Here is a 21,320-nt window from a genome sequence, read left to right on the forward strand (position 1 = left end):
GCCTGTTTTTTTTTGCCTGCCTGTTCGTCTTTATTTCATTCCCGATACATTTCTTTTCAGCGGGCTCAAGGATTGGGTATTTCCTGTCGATATCAACACATTCGCTGTTCCAGAAAATTGCGCCGCGATGACGTGTGATCGCCACGCGGGCCTGTACCGGTTCACAAACAAGGCAAGGAAGATGTAATGGCTGTAATAAACGGGACAAACGGCGCGGATACGCTGATCGGTACAAGTGGGGATGATGAAATCAATGGCCTGGGTGGCAATGACATCCTGATCGGTGGGGCCGGTGCAGACAAGTTGAATGGTGGTGAGGGTTTCGACACGGTCGATTACTCGGCTTCCACTGCGGGTGTCAGCGTCGATATTCGACCGGGTACCGGTTTGGCCGGTGTTGGTGGTGATGCGCAGGGCGATACCCTGACCGGGATCGAGAAAGTCATCGGGTCGGCGTTCAACGATACCTTCACCACCGACGCCTACCTTTTTGCCACTTACGACGGCGGTGCCGGTGACGACATCTACTACGTCAACGGCGGTGGCGTCACTGTTATCGAGCAGGCGGGTGGCGGTAATGATGAAGTGCGGGTCAGCTACAAGGACCACATGCTTGCAGCCAACGTCGAGCGTCTGACCTATACCGGCACGGGTTCGTTTACCGGCTGGGGCAATGCCAGCGACAACATCATCACCGGCGGCAACGGCAACGACCTGTTCTATGGCGGCGGCGGTGCCGACCAGTTCTTCGGCGGTGCAGGTCGCGACACCGTGTCGTACCTCGACAGCACGGTCGCCATGAACATCAATCTGAAAACCGGCATTATTTCGGGGATCGGAGCAGGTGATACGTTCAACAGCATCGAAGCAATCGCCGGTTCCAAATTCAACGACACGTTCGTGGTCGATAGCCGGATCTCGGGCGTCGATGGCGGTGAAGGTTTCGATACCGTCGATTACTCGACGTCGGCTGCCGGCGTGAACGTAGACATCCGTCCAGGCACTGGTTTGCCTGGTGTCGGTGGCGATTCGCAGGGTGTGACCCTGACCAACGTCGAGAAAGTCATCGGTTCTGCCTTCAACGATACCTTCACCACCGACGCCTACCTCTTCGCCACTTACGACGGTGGTGCCGGTGACGACATCTACTACGTCAACGGCGGTGGCGTCACTGTCATCGAACAGGCCGGTGGCGGCAATGATGAAGTGCGGGTCAGCTACAAGGATCACACGCTGGCGGCCAACGTCGAGCGTCTGACCTATACCGGCACCGGTTCGTTTACCGGCTGGGGCAATGCCAGCGACAACATCATCACCGGCGGTAACGGCAACGACATGTTCTATGGCGGTGGTGGTGCCGACCAGTTCTTCGGTGGTGCAGGTCGCGATACCGTGTCGTACCTGGACAGCACGGTGGCGGTGAACATCAACCTGAAAACCGGGGTCAACTCGGGGATCGGCGCGGGCGATACCTACAACGGTATCGAAGTCATCGCCGGCTCCAAATACAACGATACCTTCGTGGTCGACAGCCGGATCTCGGGCGTCGATGGCGGTGAAGGTTTCGATACTGTTGATTATTCGACGTCGGCTGCCGGCGTGAACGTAGACATCCGTCCAGGCACTGGTTTGCCTGGTGTCGGTGGCGATTCGCAGGGTGTGACCCTGACCAACGTCGAGAAAGTCATCGGTTCTGCCTTCAACGATACCTTCACCACCGACGCCTACCTCTTCGCCACTTACGACGGTGGTGCCGGTGACGACATCTACTACGTCAACGGTGGCGGCGTTACCGTCATCGAGCAGGCGGGTGGCGGCAATGATGAAGTGCGGGTCAGCTACAAGGATCACACGCTGGCGGCCAACGTCGAGCGTCTGACCTACACCGGCACCGGTTCGTTTACCGGGTGGGGCAATGCCAGCGACAACATCATCACCGGTGGCAACGGCAACGACATGTTCTATGGCGGTGGTGGTGCCGACCAGTTCTTCGGTGGTGCGGGTCGCGACACCGTGTCGTACCTGGACAGCACGGTCGCCATGAACATCAATCTGAAAACCGGCGTTATTTCGGGGATCGGTGCAGGCGATACGTTCAACAGTATCGAAGTCATCGCCGGCTCCAAATACAACGATACCTTCGTGGTCGACAGCCGGATCTTGGGCGTCGATGGCGGTGAAGGTTTCGATACCGTCGATTACTCGACGTCGGCTGCCGGCGTGAACATCGACATCCGTCCGGGCGTCAGCTTGCCTGGTGTCGGTGGCGATTCGCAGGGCGTGACCCTGACCAACGTCGAGAAAGTCATCGGTTCGGCCTTCAACGATACCTTCACCACCGACGCCTACCTTTTTGCCACTTACGACGGCGGTGCAGGGGACGATATCTACTACGTCAACGGTGGCGGCGTCACCGTCATCGAGCAGGCTGGCGGCGGTAACGATGAAGTGCGGGTCAGCTACAAGGACCATGTGCTTGCGGCCAACGTCGAGCGCCTGACCTACACCGGCACCGGTTCGTTTACCGGCTGGGGCAATGCCAGCGACAACATCATCACTGGCGGCAACGGCAACGACGTGTTGTATGGCGGTGGTGGTGCCGACCAGTTCATTGGTGGCGCCGGGATGGACACCGTGTCGTACCTTGACAGCACCGTGGGTGTCAGCGTCAACCTGACAACCGGGATCAATACCGGGATCGCGCTGGGTGATACCTACAACAGCATCGAAGCGATGCGTGGTTCAAACTTCAACGACGTCTTTGTTGGCAGTGCTGCCGCACTGGCGCTCGATGGCGGTACGGGCTTCGATCTGGTCAGCTACGAGTCGTCCGCCAGTGGCGTCACCATCGACCTGAAAACCAACGTCAACGCCGGTGATGCCGCTGGCGATACCTTTACCGGGATAGAGATCTTCCAGGGCAGCAATTTTGCCGACACCTTGTCCGGTACTGCGATCAACGACAACTTCGTCGGTGGCGGTGGCGCCGATGTGATTGACGGTCGTGAAGGGATCGACACCGTCTGGTACCTCAACAGTGCCGCAGCGGTGAGCATCAATTTGCAAACCGGCGTCAATCAGGGCGGCGATGCGCAGGGCGATGTGCTGATCAACGTCGAGAGCATTATCGGTACCCACTTCAACGACACTCTGACCGGCAATGCGCTGGCCAACGGGCTTGAAGGCGGTCTCGGCAATGACACCATTTATGGCGGCGATGGCAATGACGTCATCTACGGCAGCTTCTATACCCAGCTCGGGCCATTCGCGGTCGACGTGGCTGCCGCTGGCCCGCAAGCCGACATGTTGTACGGCGGCAATGGCAACGACATGATCGTCAGTGCTCCGGACGACCGTGGCACCATCGCTTATGGTGAGGCCGGCCATGACACGATTTATGTCGTCAGTGGCACCGCAGATGGCGGAGAGGGCAACGACGATCTGCTCGGTACGGGAGCGAACTTTGTCCTGCTCGGTGGTGCGGGCAACGATGCGTTGACCTTTGGCGCCCTGGGTACTGCCTACGGGCAGATGAAGGCTACCGGCTTCGCCAATGGTGGAGAGGGGGATGACACCTATTTCGTCAACACCGGCATGTTGGTGACAATTCGGGATGACGGGCTCAGCACCAATGACACCTTGATCCTGAATAACATCCGTTCGGCCAGTACGTTGCAACTGGCGCGGGTTGGCGACGACCTGTACCTCAACGATGGCTACTTCCCGCCGTCCGACCCGACCAAGCAAGGTGTCAAACTGCTGGACTGGTTCGCTGGTGGCAACACCATTGAACACTTCAAGGCAGCCAACGGTGATGTTCTGCCGCTCAATGGTGATGGGTTTGCCATGTTTGGCTGATTCATTTGCCTTGCGTACATCGAAGGCATTTTGAGCCGAAATGAAGGAAGGCCGATCCTGGTAGATCGGCCTTCCTTTTTTAATTTTGAGCGTTCGTCGCTACTTGTGACGCAGGCATTTGGCAGTCCAGCTAGCTGGCGCGTTTCCTGCAAGTCCCCCATAAATCGCCATAAAACGAGCGCTCGCGGTCATCCCACCGGCGCCCGCAGCGGCAAAAGATTGAGCCAGATGGCTCGCACGGCTCAATAAAGCTGCGCGCAGCCCGGTGACGAACAAGAGGGGAGACGATGAAGGCAGTAATTTTGGCGGGTGGCCTCGGCACGCGCATCAGTGAAGAGTCGCACCTCAAGCCCAAGCCAATGATCGAGATCGGCGGCAAGCCAATTCTCTGGCACATCATGAAGCAGTATTCCGCCCACGGAATCCACGACTTCGTGATCTGCCTGGGCTACAAGGGTTACGCGATCAAGGACTTCTTCGCCAACTACTTCCTGCACACCTCCGACGTCACCTTCAACATGCGCGAGAACCGCATGGACGTGCATCAGAACTACAGTGAGCCGTGGAGCGTTACGCTCATCGACACCGGCGAGGAAACCATGACCGGTGGCCGTCTGTTGCGTGCCGGCCGTTACCTCAAGGATGAAGAGGCGTTCTGCTTCACCTACGGCGACGGCGTTTCCGATCTGAACATTCGTCATCTGGTCGATTACCACAAGGCCCATGGCCGTCTGGCGACCGTGACCGCGGTGCAGCCGCCGGGTCGTTACGGGGCGCTGGAGCGTCAGGGCGATCAGGTCCTGGGCTTCACCGAAAAACCCCGTGGTGATGGCGGCTGGATCAACGGCGGCTTTTTCGTGCTGTCGCCCAAAGTGTTGCCGTACATCGCGGGCGATGAAACCACCTGGGAAGCCGAGCCCTTGGCCCGTCTGGCCCGGGAGGAGCAGCTCAAGGCGTTCGAACACGACGGTTTCTGGCAGCCGATGGACACCCTGCGCGACAAGAACCATCTCGAAGCGCTGTGGCAGAGCGGGGAGGCCCCATGGAAGCAATGGGACTGAGTCCGGAATTCTGGCGCGGCAAGCGGGTTCTGGTCACCGGTCACACCGGTTTCAAGGGCAGCTGGCTGACCCTGTGGCTGCAAAGCCTCGGCGCGCAAGTCAGCGGTTTTTCCCTCGATCCGTCGACCGAGCCGAGCCTGTTCGAACTGGCGCGCGTGAGCGAAGGCATCAACGATCAGCGTGGCGACCTGCGTGACCTCGGCGCCTTGCTTGAGATCATCGCCGACACCGAGCCGGAAATCGTCCTGCACCTGGCGGCCCAGCCGCTGGTGCGCGAAGGTTATCGCGATCCGCTCGGCACTTATTCCAGCAACGTCATGGGCACCCTCAACCTGCTCGAAGCGATTCGTCAGGTTGGTTGCGTGCGGGCCTGCGTGCTGGTGACCACCGACAAGGTCTACGCCAACAAGGAATGGCTGTGGCCCTACCGCGAAGACGAAGCACTCGGTGGCCACGATCCTTACAGCAGCAGCAAGGCGTGCTGCGAGTTGCTGGCGCAGTCTTACGCGGCGTCGTTTTTCCCGGCCGACAAGTACGCCGAGCACGGTCTGGCCCTGGCCACCGCGCGCGCCGGCAACGTGTTGGGCGGCGGCGATTTCGCCCCTGAACGGCTGATTCCCGACGTGCTCAAGGCATGGACGGCAGACGAGCCGGTGACCCTGCGTTACCCGCAAGCCGTTCGCCCGTGGCAGCACGCCCTGGAGCCGCTGGCCGGCTACCTGCAACTGGCCGCCGGCCTCTATGAAGATGGCCCGGAATACGCCGGCGCGTGGAACTTCGGCCCGGGTGAGGCGGACATGTGCAGCGTCGGCGAAGTGGTCGAACTGCTCTCCAACCGCTGGCCTCAGGCTCGTGGCCTGCGCCTCGAAAAGAGTGACCTGCACGAAGCCGGTCTGCTGCGCCTGGACAGCAGCCGCGCCCGTCAGGTGCTGGGCTGGCAACCGCGCTGGACGTTGCAGCAATGCCTGACCCAGACCCTCGACTGGCATCTGGCGTGGCAGAACGGCGACGACATGCGCACCGTGACCCTCGGCCAACTGAACCTGTACCGGGGCGCGCTGTGAGCGAGTTTTCCTTGAAACCGTTGCCGCTGGCCGGGTTGTTCAGCATCCAGCACAAGCGCTTCGAAGATCAGCGCGGGCACTTCGCGCGGTTGTTCTGCGAGGGCAGTTTGAAGGCGTTCGGCAGTGAATTTCACATCCGCCAGATCAACCACTCCTGCACCCGTGAAAAGGGCAGCGTGCGCGGTCTGCATTACCAGAATGCCAACGCGCCGGAAGCCAAACTGATCACCTGCCTGCGCGGTGAGTTGTGGGACGTGGCGGTAGACCTGCGCCCGGACTCGGAAACCTTCCTGCACTGGCACGCCGAGCACCTGAAGGCCGGCGACGGTCGCAGCCTGCTGATTCCGGCCGGCTTCGCCCACGGTTTCCAGACCCTCACCGAAGATGCCGAACTGCTTTACCTGCACAGCGCCGATTACGCGCCGGAGCACGAGGGCGGTCTGTCGGTGAATGATCCACGGCTGGCGATCGCCTGGCCGTTCCCTGTCAATAATTTGTCAGCGCGGGATTCCAGCCATCCCGCGCTCGATCAACACTTTGCTGGAGTGCGTCTATGAACTGCCGTGGGTGCGCCGCACCGCTGAGCCTGCCGCTGATCGACCTCGGCACCTCGCCACCGTCCAACGCCTACGTGCATGCCGATCGGCTGGAGCAGGCCGAACAATGGGTGCCGCTGAAGGTTGCCGTGTGTCAGCAATGCTGGCTGGTCCAGACCGAGGATTACACCAGCGCCGACAGCCTGTTCGATGCCGAGTACGCCTACTTCAGTTCGTTCTCCAGCACCTGGCTGGCCCACGCCGAGCGTTATGTGGCCGAGATGGTCGAGCGTTTCGGCCTGACCGCCGATAGCCGGGTGGTGGAAGTCGCGGCCAACGACGGCTACCTGCTGCAATACGTGGCCGGTCGCGGCATCCAGTGCCTGGGCGTCGAGCCGACACGCAGCACCGCGCAGGCGGCACGGGAAAAAGGCCTGGAGATCCGTGAACTGTTCTTCGGTCGAGACACTGCCGCCCAGCTGAAAAGCGAAGGCTGGGCCGCCGACCTGATGGCCGCCAACAACGTGCTGGCTCATGTGCCGGATATCAACGATTTCCTCGGCGGTTTCGCCACGCTGCTCAAGTCGACCGGCGTCGCCACCTTCGAATTCCCGCAACTGCTGACGCTGATGGCGGGCGCGCAGTTCGACACGCTCTATCACGAACACTATTCCTACCTGTCCCTGACTGCCGTGCAGACCCTGTGCGAACGCAACGGCCTGGAAGTGTTCGACGTCAGCCAGCTGACCACCCACGGCGGATCGCTGCGGGTGTTCGTCCAGCGCAAGGATGGCGAACGCCGCGCCGTGCAGCCGGCCGTGCAACAGCAGTTGCAGGCCGAGCTCGACGCCGGGGTGAAAACCGCCGAGTACTACGCGACGCTGGCGCCGGCTGCCGAACGCATCAAGCATGACCTGTTGCGTTTCCTGTTGCAGGCCAAAGCCGACGGCAAACGTGTGGTGGGTTATGGCGCCGCTGCCAAGGGCAACACCTTGCTCAACTACGCCGGGGTCAAACCGGATCTGCTGGCCTGGGTCGCCGATGCCAACCCGCACAAACAGGGCAAGTTTTTGCCGGGCAGCCGCATCCCGATTGTCGCGCCGGCGCAGATCGATATCGAGAAGCCGGATTACGTGCTGGTGCTGCCGTGGAACCTGCTGCACGAAGTCAGTCAGCAACTGGCCCAGGTGCGTCAGTGGGACGGACGCTTCGTGATCGCCGTGCCTGAGTTGAGCGTGCTGTGAAGGTTCTGGTCACTGGCGCTACCGGCTTCGTCGGTCGTCATCTGGTCGCGGCGTTGCTGGCCCGTGGTTGCACGGTGCGGGCGGTTGCACGCGACGCGCAGAAAGCCGCGGACATGCCGTGGATCAAGGACGTCGAGTTCGTGAGCGCGGATATTCACGCTTCGGATCTGGATGTCGGCGCGTTGACCGAGGGCGTTGATGCACTCGCGCACCTGGCCTGGCCGGGGTTGCCGAACTATCGCGCGCTGTTCCATTTCGAGCACAACCTGATGGCCGACTACCGCTTCATCAAAGGCGCGGTAGAGGCGGGCGTGAAGCAGGCGCTGGTGACCGGGACGTGCTTCGAATACGGCATGCAGAGCGGTCCGCTGAGCGAACAGAACGACGCCCGGCCAGCCAATCCCTATGGCCTGGCCAAGCACACGCTGCACCTGTTTTTGCAAAATCTGCAGCAGGAGCACCCGTTCACTTTGCAGTGGGCGCGCCTGTTCTATTTGCACGGCGAAGGGCAGAACCCCAACAGTCTGCTGGCGGCGCTGGACCGGGCAATCGATGCCGGCGATGCGACGTTCAACATGTCGGCGGGCGAGCAGTTGCGAGATTTTCTGCCGATCCGGACAGCGGCGAATCATCTCGCCGCGATCCTGCATCAACGCGACTTCAACGGCGTGATCAATTGCGCCAGCGGCCGAGCGATTTCGGTCAGGACGCTGGTCGAGCAACACCTGCGTGAACGCGGCGCTTCGATCGATTTGAATTTGGGGCATTACCCCTATCCGACACACGAACCCATGGCGTTCTGGGCGGTGGTCGACCGTTTGCAACAGTTGCTTGAGGCACAGCAAACCAACTGATGTGCCTCGACGCGAATGCCTTTGGCAGCGTGACTATCAAATGACTTTTCAGTGAGACCGGACAATGAGCGATAACGTAATCAAAGCCTTCGAGGCGGAGTGCCAGGCCGAAGTGATTGCCCAGGGCCAGGACAAGGACCTGAAGGCGCTGGCCCAGGAGTTCTACAACCAGTCGGCCAAGCACAAGTACACCTACCATTTCTCGTGGATGGGGCGTCCGATCATTCAGCTGCCGCAAGACATGATGGCGATGCAGGAACTGATCTGGCGGATCAAGCCGGACCTGGTCATCGAGTGTGGCATCGCCCACGGCGGCTCGATCATTTACTACGCCTCGCTGCTGGAACTGCAGGGCCACGGCGAAGTGCTGGGCATCGATCGTGATATCCGTGCGCACAACCGCGAGGCCATCGAAAGCCATCCGATGATCAAGCGCATCAGCATGATCGAAGGTTCCAGCCTCGATCCGGCGGTGGTCGAACAGGTGCGTCAGGCTGCTGCCGGCAAGAAAGTCATCGTGGTACTCGATTCCAACCATACCCACGAGCATGTCCTCGAAGAATTGCGTCTGTACGCACCACTGGTTTCGCTGGACAGCTACTGCGTGGTCATGGACACCGTGGTTGAAGACATGCCGGCCGATGCGTTCCCGGATCGTCCATGGGGGCCGGGTGACAACCCGAAAACCGCCGTCTGGGCCTATCTCAAAGAGAACGCCGATTTCGAGATTGATCAGCACATGCAAGACAAGTTGCTGATCACTGTCGCGTCGGACGGTTATCTGCGTCGGGTTCGTTAATCGGTTCCATCATCAAAGCGTTTTTCGGGCGGTTTCGCCGGTCGTGGGAGAAGTTATGCAAGGCAAGTACGGTACTGAAAACAAGCTGCCATTGAGCGAGTTGCTGACGGTGGTTCTGATCACCCACAACCGCCCGGCTTTTTTGCGTCGAGCGCTGCAGTACTACAGCAGCCTGCCTTGCAAGGTCCTGGTGCTGGACTCTTCTCCCGAGCGCCCGGAGGGTGATTTTTCATCGGTCGACTATCAGCATTTGCCGCAATTCGCCTACTGGGGCATGCAGGCCAAGCTGACTTACGGTGTCGAGCAACTGACAACGCCTTACATGGTGTTCGCGGCTGATGACGACTTTATCCTGCATGAGTCGCTGGCCGAGTCGGTGAGCTTCCTGGAGGCCAATCGCGACTATGGTCTGTGCCACGGGTATTGCCTGATGTACCTGGCGCTGGCCGGGAGTGTCAGCTACTACCGCCGCGACAAGAAAATCTGCGAAGACTACGCGTCGGAGCGTGCCGAGGATCGGGTCCTCGACTTCATGCATCAGTACGTGCCGCCGTTCTATGGCGTGTGCCGGACTTCGATCATCAAGGACTGGTACGCGGCATTGCCACCGGGTACCAGTTTCGAGTGGCAGGAAATCGGCCACACCTACTATCTGCTGGCGAACGCCAAGGCGCGCGTTCTGCCAATCCCGTATGTGGTGCGCGAAATCAACGTCGGTTTCTCCGACCACAACACCGAGGTCTATCACGCGCTGTCGTATGTCGACGCCAAGTCGGTGGCCGAGCGTGACGCCTTCGCCGAGTTTCTCGCGTCCTTGCCGACCGGCATCAAAGATCTCGATCAGGCGCAGCGCAAGGCGTTCGCCCTGGAAAGCTTCGCGGCCATGACCGATAGCCTGGTGACAGGTCGCGCACTGACAGCCGAGCTGATTTTCCAGTCCATCTGGAACAACGTATCCAAACAACCGGAACGCAAATTCGGGCCTCTGCAATACGTCGAGATGCCGTTCTACAACCAGCGCTTTTTCGACTTGCTGGCCGGGTTCGAGTTTCTGTTGCATGCGATGCCGGCCGGCCGCGTGCAACTGGAACAGCTCGAAGGCGTCTGGACCCGCCAGGATTACCTGATGCAGGCGCGCAATAACGACACCCCGGAAAGTGTGCTCGATCGCTTGTGGCAGGCCCATGACAGCAACGTGTTCAACCGTCGTGTGATCAAGCGTCTGGTCGAGCAACTGCACGTGGTCGGCGATGACACGCAAGCGCAGGAACTGGCCGCGTGGGATGCTCGACTTGAGTCGGTGTCGAAGGCTGATCATTACCCGGTCTTCAACAAAATGCGCTCCGGCCGTTTGCTCGAATGGCTGGCGTGCCGCGAGCCGGACGCCCAGCAGCGCGCGGCGATCGCTGCTCATCTGGCGGCGAACAACGGCGGGCCACAGTTCGGCATTTTCCTGCTGGATCTGGACGACAACGTCGAGAAATTGCAAGTGACCCTCGACAGCCTGGTCGAAGGTCACAGCAAAGCCTTCAAGATCGTGGTCTTCACCACCGGCGAGCCGCAGGCTGCGACGACGGCGCAGAACACGCTGCACTTTGTCCGCGTCACCCCGGGCAATCTCGTCGACAAACTCAACCAGAGTGCTGCCCAGTCTCCCTGCGACTGGCTGCTGCTGGCGCAAGTGGGCGATGAGTTCACGGCGGGTGGCTTGTTGCGCGCCGGTCTGGAGTTGATGTCGGCCACCGGCCTTCGCGCCGTCGCCACCGATGAAATCCAGCGCAATGAAGAGGGCGCGCTGATCGATGTGTTCCGCCCTGGCTTCAATCTTGACTTGCTGCAAAGCAATCCATCGTTGATGGCACGCCATTGGCTGATTCGTCGCGATGTTTTCCTGGAAGCGGGCGGTTATCAGGCCGACTTCAGCAAGGCGATGGAGTTCGACCTGCTGTTGCGTCTGATCGAGCAGGGTGGCCTCGACGGTCTGGCGCATCTCGACGAGCCGCTGCTGATCACCCAGGTTCCGGTGCAGGAGGAAGTGGCCCACGAGCGTCAGGCATTGCTGCGCCATTTGACCAATCGCGGTTACAAGGCCAACGTCACCCCGGCGCTGCCGGGTACCTGGCAAGTTGATTATCGACATACCGAACAGCCGATGGTGTCGATCATCCTGCCTGCTGGCGATGATCTGGTGGCTCTGCGTCGCTGCCTCGAAGGTGTGTTGCTGCGAACCCGCTACAGCCGCTACGAAGTGTTGATCGCGGCCAATCCGACTCAGTCGGCGCAGGTCAACGATTGGCTGGGCACGCTGCGCAGCAGCAAAGTGAATGTGTTGCGTGCCGATCAGCCGCTGAGCGAAGTCGCGTTGTATAACGCCGCCAGCGAGCAGGCGCAGGGTGAATATCTGGTGCTGCTGGCCACTGACAGCGAAATCGTCAATCCGAACTGGATCGATTCGTTGCTCAATCACGCCCAGCGTCCTGAGGTCGGTGTTGTCGGCGCGAAACTGGTCGACCGCGACGGCAAGGTCTCCCAGGCCGGCTTGATCCTCGGTCTGAACGGGGGCGTGGGCTCGGCCTTCATTGGCGAAAAACACTCTGCTGCGGGTTACATGCAACGTCTGGGAGTCGAGCAGAACTACTCGGCGGTGTCGAAGGTTTGCCTGATGGTGCGCAAAGAGTTGTTCGACGCGCTGGGCGGTCTGGACGAAGTCACCTTCGCCGCCGGTTTCAGCGATGTCGATCTGTGCCTCAAGATCGGCCAGGCCGGCTTCCTCACCGTGTGGACGCCGTCGGTGCAGGTGCTGCACACCGGCGAGCTGCCGCAAGCGCCCGAAGCGCTGCAGGCTTTGCGGGAGAAATGGAGCGGCGCCTTCGCGCAGGATCCGGCCTACAACGCCAACCTGGCCCTTGCCGGCAAAGGTTTTGCGTTGGCTGAAAAGGCTTCGGTTGACTGGTCGCAGTTGCTCGCTTAAGTCCGTCGGACAAGGTTCAGGAATCAGCACATGTTCAACGGTAAATCGATTTTCATCTCCGGCGGCACTGGCTCGTTCGGGCGCAAGTTCATCGCGCGCCTGCTCGAGCAATACCAGCCCAAGCGCGTGGTGGTGTTCTCCCGCGATGAGCTCAAGCAATACGAAATGCAGCAGACGTTCAACGCGCCGTGCATGCGTTACTTCCTCGGTGACGTGCGCGACGCCGACCGTCTGCGTCAGGCCATGCGCGGCATCGATTATGTGGTGCATGCCGCGGCGTTGAAGCAGGTGCCGGCGGCGGAGTACAACCCGACCGAATGCATCCGCACCAACGTCAACGGCGCAGAAAACATCATCGCTGCCGCCATCGACAACGGCGTGAAGAAAGTCGTCGCGCTGTCCACCGACAAGGCCGCGAGCCCGATCAACCTGTACGGCGCCACCAAGTTGCTGTCGGACAAGTTGTTCGTCGCGGCCAACAACATCGCCGGCGAACAGCAGACGCGTTTTGCCGTGGTGCGCTACGGCAACGTCGCCGGTTCGCGCGGCTCGGTGGTGCCGTTCTTCAGCCAGCTCATCGCCGATGGCGCGACAGAACTGCCGATCACCGACGAGCGCATGACCCGCTTCTGGATCACCCTCGATCACGGCGTGCAATTCGTGCTCGACAGCTTTGCGCGGATGCACGGCGGCGAAGTGTTCGTGCCGAAGATCCCGTCGATTCGCGTGGTCGATCTCGCGCGTGGCATGGCCGAGCATCTGCCGCACAAGAACGTCGGCATCCGTCCGGGCGAGAAACTGCACGAGCTGATGGTGCCGCTGGACGATGCGCGGATGACCCTGGAGTTCGCCGATCACTACACCATCCAGCCGTCGATTCGTTTCACCAGCGTCGACGTGGACTTTGCCGAGGACAAACTCGGCGAACGTGGTGTGCCGGTCGGCGAAGATTTCGAGTACCGCTCCGACACCAACCCGCACTTCCTCTCGGTGGGGCAGATCGCCGAGCTGCACGCGAAGCTCTCGGTATGATTCCTTACGGTCGGCAAAGCCTCGACCAGACGGACATCGACGCGGTTGTCGAGGTGTTGCAGTCCGACTGGTTGACCCAGGGCCCGACCATCGAACGCTTCGAGCAGGCGATGGCCGAGCGTTGCCAGGCCGACTTCGCCGTGGCGGTGTGCAACGCCACGGCGGCGCTGCACATTGCCTGTCTGGCGGCAGGGCTCGGCGCGGGCGACCGCTTGTGGACCACGCCGAACACCTTTCTCGCGTCGGCCAACTGCGGGCGCTATTGCGGTGCCGACGTCGATTTCGTCGACATCGATCCGCTGACCTGGAACCTCGATGCCGAAGTTCTGGCGAGCAAACTCGATGCTGCCGAACGCGACGGCACGCTGCCCAAAGTGCTGGTGGCCGTGGCGTTTTCCGGGCAGAGCTGCGACATGCGGCGAATTGCCGAACTGGCCGAGCGCTACAACTTCACGGTGATCGAAGACGCTTCCCACGCGGTCGGCGCAAGCTATGCCGGGCGTCCGGTGGGCTGCGGTGCATTTGCCGCGATGACCGTGTTCAGCTTCCATCCGGTGAAGATCATCACCAGCGGCGAAGGCGGCATGGTGCTGACCAATCGCCCGGAGCTGGCCGAGCGTCTGCAACGCTTGCGCAGCCACGGCATGACCCGCGATCCGCAGCAGATGACCGAACCCAGCCACGGCCCGTGGTACTACCAGCAGGTCGAGCTGGGTTTCAATTACCGGATCACCGATCTGCAAGCCGCGCTGGGCCTGTCACAGCTGAGCAAACTGGACGAGTTCATCGCCCGTCGCCGGGAGCTGGCCGCGCGCTACGACCGCTTGCTGGCGTACTTGCCAGTCACCGTGCCGAGCCTCCAGCCGGAGACCGAATCGGCCTGGCATCTTTACGTGGTGCGTTTGCAGACCGAGCGCATCGGCCTCAGCCACCGTCAGGTGTTCGAAGGCTTGCGTGCCGCCGGCATCGGCGTGAACCTGCACTACATTCCGGTGCATCTGCAGCCGTACTATCGTGACCTGGGTTTCGCCGAGGGTGACTTTCCCGAAGCCGAGCGTTATTACGCCGAAGCGATCAGCCTGCCGCTGTTCCCATTGCTGAGCGATCAGCAGCAGGACTACGTGGTCGAGCAATTGCGTCGGTTGACTGAATGATTGCCGCTGCGGCGGTGGATGGAAAACGGTAATGCGTGATCTGAGCGAGCAGGAACAATTCTGGCAGGGCGAATTCGGCAACCAGTACGTTGACCGCAACGTCGGCCAGCCACTGGTGGCGGCCAATCTGGCGTTGTTCGCCAAAGCGCTGACCCGGGCCGGGCGGATCGACAGCCTGCTGGAACTGGGCACCAACGCCGGCAACAACTTGCAGGCGCTGCGTCAGTTGCTGCCGCGCTGCGAGCTGTTCGGGGTCGAAATCAATGCCAGCGCCTGCGCCCAGGCGCGAGCGCTGGAGATTGCGAACATCTGGCACGGTTCGCTGTTCGACTTTCCCCGTGAACGCCAATACGACCTGACCCTGAGCAAGGGTGTGCTGATCCATCTGGCGCCGGAGCTGTTGGCGACGGCGTATGCGCAGTTGTATGAGTTGAGCTCGCGCTACATCCTGATCGCCGAGTACTACAATCCCTCGCCGGTCGAAGTGTCCTATCGCGGCAACAGCGGCAAGCTGTTCAAGCGCGACTTCGCCGGGGAAATGCTCGATCGTTATCCTGATCTGCAACTGCTGGACTACGGCTTCGGTTATCACCGCGATCCGCAGTTTCCGGTGGACGACATCACCTGGTTCCTGCTGGAAAAACGTCCTTGAACAACGTCGCAATCATCCCGGCCCGCGGGGGCAGCAAACGCATCCCACGCAAGAATCTCAAGCCGTTCGACGGTGTGCCGATGATTGTCCGTTCGATTCGTACGGCCCTCGACTCAGGGTTGTTCGAGCAAGTGGTGGTCAGCACCGACGACGCAGAGATCGCAGACGTGGCGCGGGCCAACGGTGCTCACGTGCCGTTCATGCGTCCGGCGGAGCTGGCCGATGATTTCACCGGTACCGCAGCGGTGATCGCGCATGCCTTGCAGCAACTGCCGGCCTTCGAATACGCCTGCTGTGTGTACGCCACGGCGCCGTTGTTGCAGGCGCGGTTTCTGCGTCAGGGACTGGAATTGCTGGCGCAGCATCCGGACAAGTCCTTTGCTTTTTCAGTCACCGATTTCGGCTTTCCGGTGCAGCGCGCCCTGACCCTCGACGGGCAGGGCGCGCTTACGGCGTTGTACCCCGAATTTCGCAATACCCGTTCCCAGGATCTGCCGACAGCCTTTCAGGATGCCGGCCAGTTCTACTGGGGCCGTCGCGACGCCTGGCTGGGTGGCGAGGTGCTGTATTCGCCGGCCAGTCTGCCGGTGATCCTGCCCCGGTATCTGGTGCAGGACATCGATACCGTCGAAGACTGGAAGCGCGCCGAGTACCTTTACGCGGCACTCAAGGCTGGCGGGGAACTGCAATGAGAGTGCTGATCCGTGCCGACGCTTCGCCGACCATCGGCAGCGGCCACATCGCCCGGTGCCTGACGCTGGCGCGAGTGCTGCGCACGCAAGGCAGTCATGTCGCGTTCGCCTGTCGTCGTTTGCCGGGGCATCGGCTCGATGCGTTGCAGAGCGAAGGCTTCGAGACCTTCGCGTTGCCGGATCGCTATGCCGGTGAAGACCCGGAGCAGGCCATCGAATCGATGCTGCCGTGGCAGGCGGATATCGATGCACTGGCGGCGCAATTGGAAGGGCAGCCCGGATTTGACTGGGTGATCGCCGACCATTACGGCCTCGACCATCACTGGCAGACCGCTGCCCGTCGCTTCGCGCCACGGATCGCCGCCGTCGACGATCTGGCGACCCGTCGCTACAGCGTGGATCTGCTGCTCAATCAGAACCTTTCCGGGCTCAGCGAAAACTATCAGCCGCTGCTGCCGGCCGGTTGCCGAACGCTGCTCGGCCCGCGCTTCGCCATGCTGCGCGAAGAGTTCAGTGGCCCGGCCATCGAGATCAAACCGGTGGCGCGCCGGGTGCTGGTGAATTTCGGTGGCTTCGATGCGGCGCGCCAGACCCATCACGCGATGCTGGCGCTGGCGGATTTTTCCGGGCTTGAAGTGGATTTCGTGGCCGGTGCCGACAACCCGGCCTGGGCAGAGATGCAGGCGCTGGCCGAAACGCGGCCGCACTGGCGCCTGCACAGTTTCGTCAGCGATTTCCATCGACGCATGACCGAGGCTGACCTGTTTATCGGCGCTGGCGGCGGCACCAGTTGGGAACGCGCGGCCCTGGGCCTGCCGACGATCTGCATTGCGGTGTCGAACAACCAGCAGGCCAACGGTGAGGTGATGGCGGCGGCCGGGGCGCATGTGTTCATGGGCGCGCGCGAGCAGGTCAGCGTCGAGCAACTGCGCGATGCCATCGGCTTTGTCGTGGGCAATTTCTATCTGCGCCAGAGCCTGGCCGAGCGCTCGCGACAACTGGTCGACGGACGCGGTGCGGTGCGGGTGGCGGCGGCACTGGCCGGCGCGGTACTCAAGTTGCGTCTGGCGACGCCGGATGACGCTAAATTACTTTACGACGGACGCAATGCCGAGGCGGTGCGCCGCTGGTCGCTGGACAGCGGTGCGATCGATTGGTCGCAACATGTGAACTGGCTGGACGCGAGTCTGCGCAATCCTCAGCGGTTGCTGCTGGTGGCGGAGGCGGATGACGGCCCGGTCGGTGTCCTGCGCTACGATTTGCGCGGCTTTGAGGCAGAGGTTTCGCTGTATCTGCTCGAGGGGCGTTTCGGCCTCGGCTGGGGCAGGGCGCTGCTGGCCCAAGGTGAAGCCTTTGTGGCTGCGCACTGGCCGCACATGACCGCCATCACCGCCCAGGTGTTGCCGGCCAATCGGCCCTCGATGAATGTTTTTCGTGACGCCGGGTTCACCCAGAGTGCCTGCGCGTTCACCAAGGTTTTGAAGGAATCACGTCAATGAGCAGTTTCAAGATCGGCAACCGCCAGATCGGTGCCGATGCGCCGCCGTTCATCATCGCTGAAATGAGCGGCAACCATAACCAGTCGCTGGACGTCGCCTTGCAGATTGTCGAAGCGGCGGCCAGGGCCGGCGCGCATGCCTTGAAGCTGCAAACCTACACCGCCGAAACCATGACCCTGGATCTGGCGGAAGGCGAGTTCTTCATCAAGGATCCGAACAGTCTGTGGGCCGGTACCTCGCTCTACGACCTGTATGAAAAGGCCCACACGCCCTGGGAATGGCATGCGCCGATCTTCGCCCGGGCCAGGGAATTAGGCATGCTCGCGTTTTCGACGCCGTTCGATGACAGCGCCGTGGACTTCCTTGAAAGCCTCGATGTGCCGGCCTACAAGATCGCCAGTTTCGAGAACACCGATCTGCCGTTGATTCGCCGTGTCGCGGCGACCGGCAAACCGTTGATCATTTCCACCGGCATGGCCAGCATCGCCGAACTCGACGAAACCGTGCGCGCCGCCCGTGAAGCGGGGTGCAAGGATCTGGTGCTGCTCAAGTGCACCAGCACCTACCCGGCGACCCCGATCAACAGCAACGTGCGCACGATCCCGCATCTGCGTGAGTTGTTTGGCTGTGAGGTCGGTCTGTCCGATCATTCGATGGGCGTCGGCGTATCGGTGGCGGCGGTGGCGCTGGGTGCGACGGTGGTGGAAAAACACTTCACCCTCGACCGGTCAGCCGGTGGGGTGGACGCCAGTTTCTCGCTGGAACCGGCGGAGCTGGCCAGTCTGGTGGTCGAGACCGAGCGCGCCTGGCAGGCCATGGGCCAGGTGCATTACGGGGTGACCGAGGCTGAGAAAAAGTCGCTGGTTTACCGCCGGTCGCTGTACGTCACGGCCGATATGGCGGCCGGTGAACCCTTCACGGCGGCCAATGTGCGTGCCATTCGTCCCGGTCTCGGTCTGCCGCCCAAGCACACCGATGCCGTCCTCGGGCGCCGCGCGCGCCAGCCGATCAAACGCGGTACACCGCTGGACTGGTCATTGGTCGAATGACCCGATCTGTCACCGATTCGGCAAAATAGCGTGACCTGCGAGTCATAACGCGCATCTTCACTGTATTGTAATGACCGGGGAGATGGCGCCTGGCCCGTTTTCGGTTCCAGTGATAGCCCTTTGCGCTCCCCGTGGCTGCCCGTTGTGGCGGCCGTTTTCTGTTTGTCGGCGCCCCTCGAATCCTTGCGAGCGGTGGTATTGGGCTGTTTATTATTGGGAAGCCGTAATGATTGGCATAAAAAGCATTGCGAGCTACGTTCCTGTAGCCGGCGTGGACAATTACGCACAAGGTGCAAAATTCGAGAAGGATGAAGAATTCATCCTCGGCAAGATCGGTTCGGCCTTCCTCCCACGCAAAGACGCGGAACAGGAAACCTCCGATCTGTGCGTTGAAGCGGCCAATGCGCTGTTTGCCAACAACCCTGAACTGAAGCGTGAATCCATTGATGCGCTGATCGTCGTCACCCAGAACGGTGACGAAGAAGGCCTGCCGCACACCGCGGCCATCGTCCAGGACAAGCTCGGTCTGCCGACCAATGTCGCGGCGTTCGACATTTCCCTGGGTTGCTCCGGTTACGTCTACGGCATCTACGCGATCAAAGGCTTCATGGAAGCCGCCGGCCTGAAGAACGGCCTGCTGATCACCGCTGACCCGTATTCGAAGATCGTTGATCCGGAAGATCGCAACACCACCATGCTGTTCGGCGACGCCGCTACCGCGACCTGGATGGGCGAAGACCCGGTCTGGGCACTGGGCAAGGCCAAGTTCGGTACTGACGGTTCCGGCGCACCGCACCTGAAAGTCACCGATGGCGTGTTTTTCATGAATGGTCGTCAGGTGTTCAACTTCGCGCTGCTCAAGGTCCCGGCGCACTTGCACGAACTGCTCGACGATTCCGGTCTGAAGGCCGATGACATCGATGCCTTCTGCATTCACCAGGGCAGTGCGGCGATTGTCGATGCCGTGGCGCGGCGCTTCGAAGGCGAGCCGGAGAAGTTCATCAAGGACATGGTCGAGACCGGCAACACCGTGTCGTCCAGTGTGCCGCTGCTGCTGGAAAAACACGTGATGGATTCCGACTGGAATCGCATCGCGATCAGTGGTTTCGGCGTCGGTCTGTCGTGGGGTTCGGCGATTATTTATCGTCCTTGAATCCGCTAAGAACGACGGATACAAAAATAGCGTTCAAGGGTTAACCTTGAACGCTATTTTTTTGCCTGAAAGGAGCGCGAGGCGCCATGAGTGAGTTTTTCCAGGCCAATGCTGAAGTCATCGAACGACGCTGGCCGGCGCTGTTCGCACGATTGTTGAACGAAGACAGTTCGGCGATCGAGGCCGAGCTGACGCAGGGGTTGGGCTCGACGCTGAGCATTGGCGGCATTCAGCTCACCAGCCGGCATGACCGTGTCCGCGAGGCGCAGATTCAGGCCGCCAGCCTGCCGGCGGACAAGCCGCAACTGCATGTCTACGGCACCGGCCTCGGGGATTTGCCCATGGTGTTGCTGGAGCGCGCCGGGCTTGAGCGCTTGTATGTGCACATCCTCAACGGCGCGCTGTTCGCTCTGGTGCTGCAACTGCTGGATCAGCGGGAATGGCTACAGGATCCGCGGGTTGAGTTGCTGTACGCCGGCGACCTGTCCGACATCTGCACGCCGTTTTTCGCATTGCCTGCCGAGATGCTGCTGGCCGATGACTTCAACGCGAAGATCCGTGATCGACTGGTCAGCGAGGTGCACCTGAGCTTCAACAACCGCGATTTCGATCCGCAGTCACCGTTCATTCAGCAGCGTCTGCAGGACTGCTTGCCCGTATTGCTGGCTGACGATGATGTGGCGACATTGTTCGGCACCTGTGCCGGTCGGGAGATTTATGTGATCGGCACCGGGCCGACGCTGGAGCAACACTTCGAACGTCTGGCGGCGATCCGCGAGCGGGCCGAGCGCCCGTTGTTCATTTGTGTCGATACCGCGTACCGACCACTGCGCGAGCACGGGATCGTGCCCGACTATGTGGTGAGCATCGATCAGCGCATCAGCTTCCGGCATCTGCCTTTCGAGGAATCCGACGGCATCCCGCTGGTGTACCTGCCCATGAGTGATCCTCAGGTGTTGAGGGCCTGGAAGGGCAAACGTTATGGCGGCTACTCGGCCAGTCCGGTCTATGCGGCATTGCGTGAGCAGCACCCGAGGGCGCTGTTGCATATGGGCGGCAGCGTGATTCACCCGGCCGTGGACCTGGCGGTGAAGATGGGCGCTGCGCGCATCACGCTGTTCGGCGCCGATTTTGCCTTCCCGATGAACAAGACCCATGCCGGCTGGGATGACGGTGACCTGGGGCCGTCGGTGAATCAGGCGCGGCACTGGGTGCGTGACGGGTATGGCCAGCGCGTCAGTACCCAGCTCAATTTTCGCGGTTATCTGTGCGTGCTGGAGCGATACATCGCCAGTCAGCCGCAGGTTGCGTTTTTCAACAGCAGTCGCGCGGGCGCGCAGATTGCCGGTACGGCGTTCAATCAGGAGTTCGTGCAATGACCGCGCTGCAAGGCTGGGTAGACGAATGCCACCAGTGCGCCGGGCTGTTCCGCCTGGGGCGTGATGTCGAGGCTGCGTTGACCATGGTCGATGTGTTCGAGGGCGCACAGCAGTCATTGCTGACGGCCGGCGCGCAGACGCAGCAAGTCTGGGCGCAATTGCTCACGCAAATGCTCGAGTGCCAGGAGCGTCAGGACTGGTTGGGGCTTGCCGATTTCATGGAGTACGAGTTGATGCAATTGCTGGAACAACCGTCCAGCTGAAGGGGAGCGAGGGCGCTGGCCCGCAGGTTTGCGCCACGGACGGTTTTATGACGTCATTTT

At 61.2% G+C, this 21,320-nt stretch carries 17 protein-coding genes; all 17 read left to right on the forward strand.

The window, feature by feature from the left end:
- Positions 1–186 precede the first annotated feature (186 nt).
- The 17 genes from AC0R79_RS08810 to AC0R79_RS08890 all read left to right on the forward strand — a co-directional run bounded on the left by AC0R79_RS08810 (position 187) and on the right by AC0R79_RS08890 (position 21,260).
- Positions 187–3,858, forward strand: coding sequence for a beta strand repeat-containing protein (locus tag AC0R79_RS08810; RefSeq protein ID WP_474734120.1), 3,672 nt, complete (start codon positions 187–189; stop codon positions 3,856–3,858).
- Positions 3,859–4,145: 287 nt separating this feature from the next.
- Positions 4,146–4,919: a glucose-1-phosphate cytidylyltransferase gene (gene rfbF, locus AC0R79_RS08815; RefSeq protein ID WP_127797279.1), complete on the forward strand. Its 774-nt coding sequence runs from the start codon at positions 4,146–4,148 to the stop codon at positions 4,917–4,919.
- The gene (gene rfbG, locus AC0R79_RS08820; protein ID WP_127797280.1) at positions 4,901–5,983 is read left to right on the forward strand and encodes a CDP-glucose 4,6-dehydratase; all 1,083 of its coding nucleotides are present in this window, start codon (positions 4,901–4,903) and stop codon (positions 5,981–5,983) included. The genes rfbF and rfbG overlap by 19 nt, the downstream gene beginning before the upstream one ends.
- On the forward strand, positions 5,980–6,540 hold the full coding sequence (locus AC0R79_RS08825) for a dTDP-4-dehydrorhamnose 3,5-epimerase family protein (protein WP_474734122.1): 561 nt from the start codon (positions 5,980–5,982) through the stop codon (positions 6,538–6,540). Before rfbG ends, AC0R79_RS08825 begins: the two co-directional genes overlap by 4 nt.
- Positions 6,537–7,763, forward strand: a complete 1,227-nt coding sequence (locus AC0R79_RS08830) for a methyltransferase domain-containing protein (protein WP_375746011.1) — start codon at positions 6,537–6,539, stop codon at positions 7,761–7,763. Before AC0R79_RS08825 ends, AC0R79_RS08830 begins: the two co-directional genes overlap by 4 nt.
- Positions 7,760–8,617, forward strand: a complete 858-nt coding sequence (locus AC0R79_RS08835; protein ID WP_474734124.1) for an NAD-dependent epimerase/dehydratase family protein — start codon at positions 7,760–7,762, stop codon at positions 8,615–8,617. Before AC0R79_RS08830 ends, AC0R79_RS08835 begins: the two co-directional genes overlap by 4 nt.
- Before the next feature lie 64 nt (positions 8,618–8,681).
- Positions 8,682–9,416 (forward strand): cephalosporin hydroxylase family protein, encoded by a 735-nt coding sequence (locus AC0R79_RS08840; protein ID WP_474734126.1) that lies wholly within the window; start codon positions 8,682–8,684, stop codon positions 9,414–9,416.
- A 55-nt stretch (positions 9,417–9,471) separates the two neighbouring features.
- A complete protein-coding gene (locus AC0R79_RS08845) occupies positions 9,472–12,387 on the forward strand; it encodes a TIGR00180 family glycosyltransferase (protein WP_474734128.1) in 2,916 nt (971 codons plus the stop codon).
- 30 nt (positions 12,388–12,417) lie between these two features.
- Positions 12,418–13,419 carry a UDP-N-acetylglucosamine 4,6-dehydratase (inverting) gene (gene pseB / locus AC0R79_RS08850; protein WP_127797286.1) on the forward strand — a complete coding sequence of 334 codons (1,002 nt, stop codon included), beginning with the start codon at positions 12,418–12,420 and terminating at the stop codon, positions 13,417–13,419.
- The gene (gene pseC, locus AC0R79_RS08855; protein ID WP_474734130.1) at positions 13,416–14,573 is read left to right on the forward strand and encodes a UDP-4-amino-4,6-dideoxy-N-acetyl-beta-L-altrosamine transaminase; all 1,158 of its coding nucleotides are present in this window, start codon (positions 13,416–13,418) and stop codon (positions 14,571–14,573) included. The genes pseB and pseC overlap by 4 nt, the downstream gene beginning before the upstream one ends.
- Before the next feature lie 31 nt (positions 14,574–14,604).
- Positions 14,605–15,225: a pseudaminic acid biosynthesis-associated methylase gene (locus AC0R79_RS08860; RefSeq protein ID WP_085699487.1), complete on the forward strand. Its 621-nt coding sequence runs from the start codon at positions 14,605–14,607 to the stop codon at positions 15,223–15,225.
- Complete coding sequence (gene pseF / locus AC0R79_RS08865; RefSeq protein ID WP_474734132.1) at positions 15,222–15,917, forward strand: pseudaminic acid cytidylyltransferase; 696 nt, start codon at positions 15,222–15,224, stop codon at positions 15,915–15,917. Before AC0R79_RS08860 ends, pseF begins: the two co-directional genes overlap by 4 nt.
- Positions 15,914–17,416: a UDP-2,4-diacetamido-2,4,6-trideoxy-beta-L-altropyranose hydrolase gene (gene pseG, locus AC0R79_RS08870; RefSeq protein ID WP_474734134.1), complete on the forward strand. Its 1,503-nt coding sequence runs from the start codon at positions 15,914–15,916 to the stop codon at positions 17,414–17,416. The genes pseF and pseG overlap by 4 nt, the downstream gene beginning before the upstream one ends.
- Positions 17,413–18,465 (forward strand): pseudaminic acid synthase, encoded by a 1,053-nt coding sequence (gene pseI / locus AC0R79_RS08875; protein ID WP_474734136.1) that lies wholly within the window; start codon positions 17,413–17,415, stop codon positions 18,463–18,465. The genes pseG and pseI overlap by 4 nt, the downstream gene beginning before the upstream one ends.
- Before the next feature lie 226 nt (positions 18,466–18,691).
- A complete protein-coding gene (locus AC0R79_RS08880) occupies positions 18,692–19,618 on the forward strand; it encodes a ketoacyl-ACP synthase III (RefSeq protein WP_085611535.1) in 927 nt (308 codons plus the stop codon).
- An 86-nt stretch (positions 19,619–19,704) separates the two neighbouring features.
- Positions 19,705–20,997 (forward strand): motility associated factor glycosyltransferase family protein, encoded by a 1,293-nt coding sequence (locus tag AC0R79_RS08885; RefSeq protein ID WP_474734138.1) that lies wholly within the window; start codon positions 19,705–19,707, stop codon positions 20,995–20,997.
- Complete coding sequence (locus AC0R79_RS08890; protein ID WP_474734139.1) at positions 20,994–21,260, forward strand: hypothetical protein; 267 nt, start codon at positions 20,994–20,996, stop codon at positions 21,258–21,260. Before AC0R79_RS08885 ends, AC0R79_RS08890 begins: the two co-directional genes overlap by 4 nt.
- Positions 21,261–21,320: the final 60 nt, after the last annotated feature.

This window comes from Pseudomonas sp. HD57-3 (genome assembly GCF_056113135.1).